The following is an 11,538-nucleotide window of genomic DNA, read 5'->3' on the forward strand; positions in this document are numbered from 1 at the left end:
CCACCCGCACGCCCGTTCCTCCGCGTCCCCGGCGGCCGCCGCCCCGGCGAGCCCGTCCACCGCCGGCCGCTACGTCCGGCCGTTCGACTTCTGCGCCCTGCTCACCCCGGACCAGGTCACGCGGCTGGTCCCGCACGCGTCGAAGGTGCCCGACGCCCACTCGTGCGCCTGGACCGCGGCGGCGCGGCACCAGGCCGTCTCCGTGTCGGCGGAGTCCGTCTACGACCCGAGCACCGAGACGGCGGCCGAGGACCCGTGGACCGCCACCCCCGGTGCGGCTCGCGCCTCCTACGACCAGCAGTACGCCGCCGACAGCAGGCCGCGGTCCGGCATCGCGTGGGGCTGGGACGAGATCGGCGTACGGCGTACCGGCGCGCGGCAGAGCGCGGCACGTCGCGTCTCAGGAGTCGGCGAGGCCGCCTACCTGACCGAGACCTCCCAGAAGGGGAACGTGGAACGGGCCGACGTGACGTTCCGTGACAGCAACCTCTACCTGTCCGTCTGGTTCGTCGCCGCGGACGGCTCCGGCGACGCCGCCCGGATCCGCGCGGGCGCCCTCGACGCCGCCCGGTGGGTGTCCCAGGCTCTGCGGCGGATGCCGTGACGCGGGTGCTGGCCGGGCGCTACCGGCTGTCGGAGCAGCTGGGCCGTGGTGGCATGGGCGCGGTCTGGCGCGCCGGCGACGAGTTGCTGGGGCGTACGGTCGCGGTCAAGGAGCTCTCGCTGCCCCAGGGGATCACCGCCGAACGCCGCGCCGTCCTGTGCGAACGCGCGATCCGCGAGGCCCGGGTGTCGTCCCGGCTGAGACACGCCTCGATCATCCGGGTGCACGACGTGATCGCCGAGGACGACCGGCCGTGGATCGTCATGGAACTGCTGGCCGGCCGCACCCTCGACGAGGTCGGGCCGCTGCCCCCGCAGCGGGTGGCCGAGATCGGGCTGGCCGTGCTGGACGCCCTCGGCGTGGCCCACGCGGAGGGCGTGCTCCACCGCGACGTCAAGCCGGGCAACGTCTTCCTGTGCGATGACGGCCGCGTGGTCCTCACCGACTTCGGCATCGCCACGCTCGCCGGCGAGGTGTCGCTGACCGCCTCCGGCGGCCTGGTCGGGTCGCCGGGCTACATGGCGCCCGAGCGCCTTCGCGACGACACCGCCGGGCCGCCCTCGGACCTGTGGTCGCTCGGCGCCACGCTCTACACCGTCGCGGAGGGCCGGCCGCCGTTCGACCGCCGGACCGTGGCGGGCGCGCTGAGCGCCGTGCTGACCGAGGACCCCCTGCCGCCGCACGGGGCCGGTCCGCTGGGCCCGCTCCTCACGGCCATGCTCGCCAAGGACCCGGCACACCGGCCGCCGCCGGACGCGATACGGGGGTTCCTGCTCCGTGTGGCCGGGGGAGAGGCGCCCGCGCTCTGGCCGGGCGCCGACACGGCCGGGCGGGCGATGGCGGTCGTCCCGACGGCCCCGGTCCGCCCCGGCCGGTGGTACCGGCGGCGCGGCCCGGCGCCGGCGATCCTCGCGTCGGCGCTGGCCTGCGCGATCGCCGTACCGGCCGGGATCGCGCTCGCCGGGAAGGACGACGCCTCGGACTCTCCGCCCGTACGCCCGCCGGCGGAGCCGCAGCGCGGGCGGTTCGCGACCATGCCCCGGCCCTGCGCGCTGCTCACCTCCGCGGAGGCGTCCCGCCTCGGCGCCGGCCGGACGCCCACCGCCGAGACGCAGGGCTGCCGCTGGGGCGCTGGGCTCACCGAGGGCTCGATCGAGCTGTGGCTCCAGCACTTCACCCCCCGCGACGCGCTGACCGCGCCGGGCCTGGCCGAGGCGTACTACGCGGACAAGAGACGGCAGTCCCAGATCTCCGCGCACGCCGCGGACAAGATCAGCAGCACCCGGTCCGGGGTGACCGACGTCCCCGGCGTCGCCGACGCCGCGTTCGCCTTCGACGAGACCGACGGCATCGACTCCGGGCGCTCGTCCACGGTCTGGCTGCGGTCGAGCAACGTGGTCGTCAAGGTCGTCTACGCGGACCTCACCGGCGCGATCGGCGCCACGCGGCTGCGCCAGGACGCCGTCGCCGCCGCGCGTACCGTGGGCGCGCGCCTCGCCCGGCTCTGACATCACGCGGCGTGGTCCGGGGGCCCGGCCGGGATGGCCGCCTCCGGCCGGGGGACCGCGCGTCCGCTGGTCACCGGCTCGGAGGCCGTTCCGATCGGTCACGTTCCGCGAAGATCAGTCTTGCATGATGATGCATCTCAATGCATACTTTCACCATTGCCTCGAGAGCGGAGACGAGACGTATGGGTGCGCGTGTGGCGGTCGCCGGAGCGAGCGGATACGCGGGCGGCGAGCTGCTGCGCGTCCTCGCCGGCCATCCCGGGTTCGCGATCGGCACGCTGACCGCCGGGTCCAGCGCGGGCACGCGGCTCGGGGCGCACCACCCGCACCTGCATCCGCTCGCCGACCGGGTGCTGGAGGAGACGACCGCCGAGACCCTCGCCGGGCACGACGTCGTCTTCCTCGCCCTGCCGCACGGCCAGTCCGGGGCGATCGCCGCCACGCTCGGCGACGACGTGCTCGTGGTCGACTGCGGCGCCGACTTCCGGCTCGACGACGCGGGCGAGTGGGAGCGCTTCTACGGCACGCCGCACGCCGGCACCTGGCCCTACGGCCTGCCCGAGCTGCCCGGCGCCCGCGAGCGGCTCCGCTCCACACGGCGCATCGCGGTGCCCGGCTGCTATCCGACCGTGTCCCTGCTCGCGCTGTTCCCGGCGTACGCGGCGGGCGCCGCCGAGCCCGACGTCGTCATCGTCGCGGCGTCCGGCACCTCCGGCGCGGGCCGCTCGGTCAAGCCGCACCTGCTCGGCAGCGAGGTCATGGGCGCGATGAGCGCCTACGCCGTGGGCGGCGTCCACCGGCACACCCCCGAGATCGCGCAGCAGCTGTCCGCCGTGGCCGAAGCCCCGGTCACGGTGTCCTTCACGCCGACTCTCGCGCCGATGAGCCGCGGCATCCTCGCCACCTGCACGGCCAAGGCCGCGCCGGGGCTCACCGCGACCGCGCTGCGCGAGGCGTACGACCGGGCCTACGCCGACGAGCCCTTCGTCCGCCTGCTGCCCGAGGGCGAGTGGCCCTCCACCTCCATGACGCTCGGCGCCAACGTCGCCGCGGTGCAGGTCACGCTCGACGAGCGGGCGGGACGGATCGTCGCGGTGGCCGCCATCGACAACCTGACCAAGGGCACCGCCGGCGGTGCCGTCCAGAGCACGAACCTCGCCCTCGGCCTGCCCGAGGATCTCGGCCTCACCACGATCGGAGTCGCACCATGAGCGACGCGCACGAGGCATCGGCGAGAGCGACTCAAGTGAGGCCGGGCCTCATGGGCGGAGAAGCGAGACCCGTGTGTGTCGCCCGTGAGGCATCGGTGAGTTCCGTCGCAGCGAGGACCGGCCTCGTGGGCGGAGAAGCGAACAAGGAGAATCCGTGAGCGTCACCGCCCCACTCGGCTTCCGTGCCGCCGGCGTCGCCGCCGGCCTCAAGGACGGCGGCCAGCGCGACCTCGCGCTGGTCGTCAACGACGGCCCGTCCCGCGCGGCGGCCGGAGTGTTCACCCGCAACCGCGTCAAGGCCGCGCCGGTGCTGTGGTCCGAGCAGGTCCTGCGCGGCGGGCGGGTGCACGCGGTCGTGCTCAACTCCGGTGGCGCCAACGCCTGCACCGGGAGCGACGGCTTCCAGGACACCCACCAGACCGCGGAGAAGGCCGCCGACGTCCTCGGCGACTCCGCCGCCGAGATCGCGGTCTGCTCCACCGGCCTGATCGGCGAGCGGCTCCCGATGGACCGGCTGCTGCCGGGCGTGGCCGCGGCGGCCGCGGAGCTGTCCCGCGACGGCGGGCTCGGCGCGGCCGACGCGATCCGCACCACCGACACCGTCGCCAAGATCTCCTTCCGGCGGGCCGCCGGCGGCTACACGGTCGGCGGCATGGCCAAGGGCGCGGGCATGCTCGCCCCGGCGCTCGCCACGATGCTCTGCGTCATCACCACCGACGCCGAGGCCGACCCCGAGACCCTCGACCGCGTCCTGCGGCACGCCACCGGGCTGACCTTCGACCGGCTCGACACCGACGGCTGCATGTCCACCAACGACACGGTGCTCCTGCTCGCCAGCGGCGCCACCGGCGTCCGCGCCGACGAGGCCGAGCTGACCGCGACGGTCACCGACGTCTGCGCCGACCTGGCCCGCCAACTCCTGATCGACGCGGAGGGCGCCACGAAGGCGATCGCGATCGAGGTCGTCGGCGCCGCCAGCGACCACGACGCCGTCACGGCCGGCCGCGCGGTCGCCCGCAGCAACCTGCTCAAGTGCGCGATCCACGGCGAGGACCCCAACTGGGGCCGCGTGCTGTCCGCGGTCGGCACGACCGAGGCGGTCTTCGAGCCCGACCGGCTCAACGTCGCGATCAACGGCGTCTGGGTGTGCCGCAACGGGTCGTTCGGCGACGACCGCTCCAAGGTCGACATGCGGCCGCGCGACGTCACGATCACCGTCGACCTCGGCGCCGGCACCCACAGCGCGACGATCCACACGACCGACCTGACCGCCGACTACGTCCACGAGAACTCGGCGTACTCCTCATGACCTCCCTCCCCCCGACCCGCGACGCCACCGAGGCGCTGCGCAAGGCGACGACGCTCATCGAAGCGCTGCCGTGGCTGCAGGAGTTCCACGGCAAGACCGTCGTGATCAAGTACGGCGGCCACGCCATGACCGACGAGGCGCTGCGGCCGGCCTTCGCCCAGGACGTCGCCTTCCTGCGCTACGCCGGGCTGCGCCCCGTGGTCGTGCACGGCGGCGGCCCGCAGATCAACGCCCAGCTCGATCGACTCGGCATCGAGTCCAGCTTCAAGGCGGGGTTGCGCGTCACCACCCCGGAGACCATGGACGTCGTCCGCATGGTGCTGGTCGGCCAGGTCAGCCGCGAGGTCGTCGGCATGCTCAACCAGCACGGCGCGTTCGGCGTCGGCATGTCGGGCGAGGACGCGCGGCTGTTCACCGCCGAGCGCAAGCCCGCGATCGTCGACGGCGAACCGGTCGACATCGGCCAGGTCGGCGAGATCGTCGAGGTCGACGCCGGCGCCGTGCGCAGCCTCCTCGACGACGGCCGCATCCCCGTCATCTCCAGCATCGCGCGGGGCGACGACGGCGTGGTCTACAACGTCAACGCCGACACCGCGGCCGGTGCGCTGGCGGTGGCCCTGCAGGCGACCAAGCTCATCGTGCTCACCGACGTCGACGGCCTGTACGCCGACTGGCCGCCCACCGGCGACCCGGGCGGCGTGATCGCCCGGCTGACCGCCGCGGAGCTGGAGAAGATGCTGCCCGACCTGTCCGCGGGCATGGTGCCCAAGATGGAGGCGTGCCTGCGCGCCGTACGCGGCGGCGTGCCCCAGGCGCACGTCCTCGACGGCCGCATCGCGCACTCGCTGCTACTGGAGATCTTCACCGACGAAGGGATCGGGACGATGGTGGTGCCGGCATGAGTGACCTGCGCAGCCGCTTCGATGCGGCGATGATGCCCAACTACGGGGTGCCGCCGCTCGCGCTCGCCCGCGGCGAGGGCTGCCGCGTCTGGGATCCGGAGGGCAACGCCTATCTCGACCTCATCGGCGGCATCGCCGTGTCCGCGCTCGGGCACGCGCATCCGGCGCTGGTCGCGGCCGTCTCGGCGCAGGCCGGCACGCTCGCGCACACCTCGAACCTCTTCGTGCACGAGCCCGGTGTCCGCCTCGCCGAACGCCTCGTCGGGCTGCTCGGCGGCGACGGGCGGGTGTTCTTCACCAACTCCGGCGCCGAGGCCAACGAGGCCGCCTACAAGCTGGTCCGCCGGCACGCAGGTCCGAACCGCACGTACGTCGTCGCCGCGGACGGCGGGTTCCACGGCCGCACGATGGGCGCGCTCGCGCTGACCGGCAAGGCGTCGATCCGCGAGCCGTTCGGGCCGTTCGGCGCCGACGTCCGCTTCGTGACCTACGGCTCCGTCGACGCGCTGCGGGAGGCCGTGACCGGCGAGTGCGCCGCGGTGTTCCTCGAGCCCACCCAGGGCGAGGGGGGCGTCGTCCCGGCCCCGGAGGGCTACCTCGCCGCCGCGCGGCAGATCTGCGACGAGACCGGCGCGGCCCTGGTCGTCGACGAGATCCAGAGCGGCATCGGCCGCACCGGCGTCTGGTTCCAGCACCAGCGCGAGGGCGTCCGGCCCGATGTGATCACCCTCGCCAAGGGCCTGGGCGGCGGCCTGCCGATCGGCGCGTGCGTCGCCTTCGGCGACTACGCCACCGCGTTCGGCAAGGGCGACCACGGGTCCACGTTCGGCGGTAACCCGATCGCCTGCGCCGCCGCGCTCGCCGTCCTCGACACGATCGAGAAGGAGGGCCTGCTCGATCACGTCACCGCCGTCGGCGAGCAGCTCGCCGACGGCATCGCGGCGGCCGGCCACCCGCTCCTGGCCCGGGTCCGCGGTGCCGGTCTGTGGCGCGCCCTCGTGCTGTCCGAGCCGAAGTCGGCCGACGTCGAGGCGGCCGCCCGCGATGCCGGCTTCCTCGTCAACGCGGTCAAGCCCGACGTCATCCGCGTCGCGCCGCCTCTGATCATCACATCCGGCGAAGTCGCCTCCTTCACGGCGGCGTTGCCGGATATCTTGAGGAAGACATGACCGAGTGGAACGAGCGAATCGGTGACCGCGGCACCTTGGCCGCGGAGCCGGGACGCCCGGGCGGACGCGGAGCCCGGGGAGCGTCTTCGCAGGGAGCGGCGGAGGACGCATGACCACGCCCCTGACCAAGACCGCGCGTCAGTCACGCATCGTCGAACTCCTGGGTCGCAACGCCGTGCACTCCCAGAGCGAGCTGGCCAAGCTGCTCGCCGACGAGGGAGTCGACGTGACCCAGGCGACCCTGTCGCGCGACCTCGTGGACATCGGCGTGGTCAAGCTGCGCGCCGCGGACGGTTCGCTGATCTACACCGTGCCCGGAGAGGGCGGCGAGCGCATCCGCCGGGCCCGGTCGCGCGGAGCCGAGACGTTCACCGGCCGGCTCGCCCGGCTCGCGCAGGAGCTCCTCGTGTCCGCGGAGGCCTCCGCGAACCTCGTGATCGTGCGTACGCCTCCGGGCGCCGCGCAGCTGCTCGCCTCGGCCATCGATCACGCCGACTGGTCGTCCGTGCTCGGCACGGTCGCCGGAGATGACACGATCCTGGTCATCTCCCGCGACCCGTCGGGCGGCGCGGTACTCGCGTCCTCGCTGCTGGCGCTGACCGAACGCCGTGCCGAGCCGCCGCGCGAGGCCGGCCCCGGCCGGCGGCCCCGTCCGCCCTGGGAGCCGGCGGACGACCTGCCGCATGTGCCGGCGGGCCGCGGCGCCGGCGCGCACCCGGCTCCGGAGAACGCGGAACGATGAGCCTAGGGCCAGGTCAAAAGCCCTTTTAGCGGTGAGCGGCGCGACCGCGAAGCGTGACCGTCAGGTCGGCTGAACGCGCCCGGCCGTGATGTTGCAGTGATAGCGGAGAACACTCCATGTCGTCGTCGATTCGTGAGAGAAGAACCAGCGTGACGGATGAGCAACACCGCAGGACGCCGACCAGGCTGTGGGGCGGACGGTTCGAGGGCGGGCCGTCGGAGGCCCTCGCCCGGCTGTCGGTGAGCGTGCAGTTCGACTGGCGCCTCGCGCCGTACGACCTGCTCGGTTCCCGAGCCCACGCGCGGGTGCTGCACCGTGCGGGCCTGCTCACCGACGACGAGCTGTCCCGCATGCTGGGTGCGCTCGACGACCTGGAGGCGGCCTGCCGCTCCGGAGAGTTCCGGCCCGCCGTGGCCGACGAGGACGTGCACACCGCTCTCGAGCGCGGCCTGCTCGAGCGGCTGGGCACCCTCGGCGGAAAGCTGCGCGCCGGCCGCAGCCGCAACGACCAGGTCGCCACCGACCTGCGGCTCTACCTGCGCGACCACGTACGCCAGATCGTGTCCCGCCTCGTCGAGCTGGAGACCGCGCTCATCGCGCAGGCCGAGCAGAACATGGGCGTGGCCGCGCCCGGCATGACGCACCTGCAGCACGCGCAGCCGGTGCTGTTCTCCCACCAGCTGCTGGCCCACGTCCAGGGGTTCGCCCGCGACGTCGACCGGCTGCGCGACTGGGACAAGCGCGCCGCCGTCAGCCCGCTCGGCTCCGGCGCGCTCGCCGGGTCCTCGCTGCCCCTCGACCCCGAGACGGTCGCCGACGAGCTGGGCTTCGACGCGGCGGCGCCCAACTCCATGGACGCGGTCAGCGACCGCGACTTCGCAGTGGAGTTCCTGGCCGCCGCCGCGCTGATCGGCGTGCACCTGTCGCGGCTGGGTGAGGAGGTGGTGCTGTGGGCGTCGCAGGAGTTCCGGTGGATCGAGATGGACGACACCTACGCCACCGGCTCCTCGATCATGCCGCAGAAGAAGAACCCCGACGTCGCGGAGCTCGCGCGCGGCAAGTCCGGCCGTCTCATCGGCCACCTCACCGCCCTGCTCACGACGCTCAAGGGCCTGCCGCTGACCTACAACCGTGACCTGCAGGAGGACAAGGAGGGCGTCTTTGACGCCGTCGAGACGCTGCTGCTGGTCCTGCCGGCCGTGTCCGGGCTCATCGCCACGATGCGCGTCAACACCGCGCGCCTGGAGTCGCTGGCGCCCCAGGGGTTCGCCCTCGCCACCGACCTGGCCGAGCTGCTGGTCCGCAAGGGCGTGCCGTTCCGCGACGCGCACGAGGTCGTCGGTCACCTCGTGGTGTGGTGCCAGGTCAACGACAAGGACTTCGGCGACCTCACCGACGAGGAGCTGGCCAAGGTGTCGCCGCACCTGACCCCCGACGTACGCGACGTGTTCTCGGTGCAGGGGGCGCTCGCCGCCCGCAAGGCGTACGGCGGCACCTCACCCGAGCGGGTCGCCCAGCAGCTGACGGCACTGCGGTCGCTCGCCGACTCCCACGCGTCGTGGGCGGCCGACGAGTCCTGATGGCCAACGTGCTGCCGCGTTCGTTCTTCGACCGCCTCGCCGAGGAGGTCGCGCCGGACCTCCTCGGCTGCGTGCTCACTCGTACCACGACCGAAGGCGTCGTCTCGGTCCGGCTGACCGAGGTCGAGGCGTACGCCGGCCCGCGCGATCCGGCGTCGCACGCCTACCGGGGGCCGACGAAACGCAACGCCGTGATGTTCGGGCCGCCCGGTCACGCGTACGTCTACTTCACCTACGGCATGCACTTCTGCGTCAACCTGGTCTGCCTGGGCGAGGGTACGGCGGCGGCCGTGCTGCTGCGGGCCGGCGAGATCGTCGAGGGGCGTGAGCTGGCTGCCGCCCGCCGCCCTCGCTCATCGGCGCGCGACCTCGCCCGCGGACCGGCCCGGCTGTGCGAGGCGCTGGCCATCGACCGCGAGCTGTCCGGCACCGACGTCTGCGATCCGGCGAGCCCGCTGCGCGTGTCGGCCGGATCACCCGCGTCGTCCTTCCGTACGGGCCCGCGCACGGGGGTCAGCAGCGCCAAGGACGTGCCGTGGAGGTTCTGGATCGACGGCGACCCGAGCGTGTCCCCGTACCGTCTCCACACGCCACGGCGTCGTACGGTGATAGATCAGGGCTGAAACCCATTATTTTTATCCTCGGCCCTACCGGCATGCTTGTTTCCGGACGCTCGACGAGACGAGGGAGAACGTGACCGACATTCTGGACGACCTCGCGTGGCGCGGCTTGATCGCGCAGTCCACTGACCTGGACGAACTGCGAGCCATGCTCGCCGCGGGGCCGGTCACGCTCTATTGCGGGTTCGACCCGACCGCGCCGTCGCTGCACCTGGGCAACCTGGTCCAGCTCCTGACCCTGCGCCGCTTCCAGCTCGCCGGGCACCGCACGATCGGCCTGGTCGGCGGCGCCACGGGCCTGATCGGCGACCCGTCGGGCAAGAGCGCCGAACGGACGCTGAACTCCCAGGAGGTCGTGGCGGGCTGGGTCGAGCGGATCCGCGAACAGGTCTCGCGGTTCCTGTCCCTCAGCGACGACAAGGGCATGATCGTCAGCAACCTCGACTGGACCGGCCCGATGTCGGCCATCGAGTTCCTGCGCGACGTCGGCAAGCACTTCCCGGTGAACCGCATGCTGGCCCGCGACATGGTCCGCAACCGCCTGGAGACGACGGGGCTGAGCTACACCGAGTTCAGCTACATGCTGCTGCAGTCGCTGGACTACCTGGAGCTGTACCGCCGCTACGACTGCCGGCTCCAGACCGGCGGCAGCGACCAGTGGGGCAACCTCGCCTCCGGCGTCGACCTCATCCGCCGGGCGGAGGGCGCCACGGCCCACGCGCTGACGACACCGCTGGTGACCCGCGCGGACGGCACGAAGTTCGGAAAGACGGCGGGCGGGGAGACGTACTGGCTGGATCCGTCGCTGACGACGCCGTACGCCTTCTACCAGTTCTGGCTCAACGCCGATGATCGCGACGTCGTACGGTTCCTGAAGTTCTTCAGCTTCCGCAGCCGGGAGGAGATCGAGGAGCTGGAGAAGGCGACCGGCGAACGCCCCGCCGCCCGCCTGGCCCAGCGTGCCCTGGCGGAGGAGCTCACGACGCTCGTTCACGGTGAGGACGAGACGGCGAAGGTGATCGCTGCGTCGCGGGCGCTGTTCGGGCAGGGAGAGCTGGGGGAGCTGGACGAACGGACGCTGGAAAGCGCTCTGGCGTCGGTCCCGTCGGCCGAGGTGTCGGCTCCGCTCCCGTCGGTGGTGGACCTGCTGGCGGAGACGAAGCTGGTGGGCAGCAAGTCGGAGGCCCGCCGCACGATCGCCCAGGGCGGCGCGTACGTCAACAACGTCAAGGTGACCGACGAGGCGGCCGTCCCGTCGACGTCGGACCTGCTCCACGGCCGCTTCCTGGTTCTGCGCCGCGGCAAGCGCAACGTGGGTGGCGTGACGGTCTCATAGGGGGTCTGAGAGACCGCCTGGAACGCTCGCCTGCCGCGAGCACTGCACGGCACTGCCGTACGGTCCGCCACGCCCGGCCTTTGGGGGTCGGGCGTGGCGGACCGTCCGCTTCGTGCGCCTCCCGCGTGGGAATGATCTACAACGTAAAGGCGGCGCCCTGTGCGGACGCCGTCGCGGTACATAGGCGTTCCCGGCGACGGTGGCCGTGAGTCCTGTGACTGGGGTGGACCGGTGCGTTTAGCGATCCGAACTTGATGATCACGGTCCGGTCACGGACCGGCGTGCGCCGGCCGTGGGACGGTACGAAACCAGCCCCTGAACTGGGGCGTTGCCGCAAGTTACCGCAATTTGACGGGTCGGAGCCGGGCACGTAACGTTCTTCCTGCCGTGAGGGAGCGGGACGCCGGAAGGCGCCTCGGCCTCAGGGAAGAGACTCTCAGAGAGCTTCTTGGTCCGGACCACGGTTTGGGCGAGGTAGACTTGGGGAGTTGCCCCGACGAACGGGATGCAGGACGCCTATGGTGGCCGGCCCGGGTGGGGTTCCTTCGACGTAGTGA

9 protein-coding genes and 1 pseudogene are annotated in these 11,538 nt (G+C 72.8%); all 10 read left to right on the forward strand.

The window, feature by feature from the left end:
• A partial coding sequence (locus ABEA10_RS29895; RefSeq protein WP_345469564.1) for a hypothetical protein occupies positions 1–604 on the forward strand: 604 nt, incomplete at its 5' end.
• A complete protein-coding gene (locus tag ABEA10_RS29900; protein WP_345469566.1) occupies positions 601–2,112 on the forward strand; it encodes a serine/threonine-protein kinase in 1,512 nt (503 codons plus the stop codon). The genes ABEA10_RS29895 and ABEA10_RS29900, both read left to right, overlap by 4 nt.
• A 182-nt stretch (positions 2,113–2,294) precedes the next feature.
• Positions 2,295–3,323, forward strand: a complete 1,029-nt coding sequence (gene argC / locus ABEA10_RS29905) for an N-acetyl-gamma-glutamyl-phosphate reductase (protein WP_345469568.1) — start codon at positions 2,295–2,297, stop codon at positions 3,321–3,323.
• 154 nt (positions 3,324–3,477) lie between these two features.
• Positions 3,478–4,632 carry a bifunctional glutamate N-acetyltransferase/amino-acid acetyltransferase ArgJ gene (gene argJ, locus ABEA10_RS29910; RefSeq protein WP_345469570.1) on the forward strand — a complete coding sequence of 385 codons (1,155 nt, stop codon included), beginning with the start codon at positions 3,478–3,480 and terminating at the stop codon, positions 4,630–4,632.
• Positions 4,629–5,534, forward strand: a complete 906-nt coding sequence (gene argB, locus ABEA10_RS29915; RefSeq protein ID WP_345469572.1) for an acetylglutamate kinase — start codon at positions 4,629–4,631, stop codon at positions 5,532–5,534. Before argJ ends, argB begins: the two co-directional genes overlap by 4 nt.
• Complete coding sequence (locus ABEA10_RS29920) at positions 5,531–6,703, forward strand: acetylornithine transaminase (RefSeq protein WP_345469574.1); 1,173 nt, start codon at positions 5,531–5,533, stop codon at positions 6,701–6,703. Before argB ends, ABEA10_RS29920 begins: the two co-directional genes overlap by 4 nt.
• 109 nt (positions 6,704–6,812) lie before the next feature.
• Positions 6,813–7,313, forward strand: a pseudogene (locus ABEA10_RS29925) (arginine repressor); the annotation flags it as partial.
• Between the two features lie 281 nt (positions 7,314–7,594).
• Positions 7,595–9,025, forward strand: coding sequence for an argininosuccinate lyase (gene argH, locus ABEA10_RS29930; RefSeq protein WP_329261883.1), 1,431 nt, complete (start codon positions 7,595–7,597; stop codon positions 9,023–9,025).
• Positions 9,025–9,648: a DNA-3-methyladenine glycosylase gene (locus ABEA10_RS29935; RefSeq protein WP_345469579.1), complete on the forward strand. Its 624-nt coding sequence runs from the start codon at positions 9,025–9,027 to the stop codon at positions 9,646–9,648. Before argH ends, ABEA10_RS29935 begins: the two co-directional genes overlap by 1 nt.
• A 70-nt stretch (positions 9,649–9,718) precedes the next feature.
• Positions 9,719–10,981 carry a tyrosine--tRNA ligase gene (tyrS, locus tag ABEA10_RS29940; protein ID WP_345469581.1) on the forward strand — a complete coding sequence of 421 codons (1,263 nt, stop codon included), beginning with the start codon at positions 9,719–9,721 and terminating at the stop codon, positions 10,979–10,981.
• Positions 10,982–11,538: the final 557 nt, after the last annotated feature.

Origin of the sequence: Actinoallomurus oryzae (genome assembly GCF_039541955.1) — a bacterium.
Lineage (GTDB): Bacteria > Actinomycetota > Actinomycetes > Streptosporangiales > Streptosporangiaceae > Actinoallomurus > Actinoallomurus oryzae.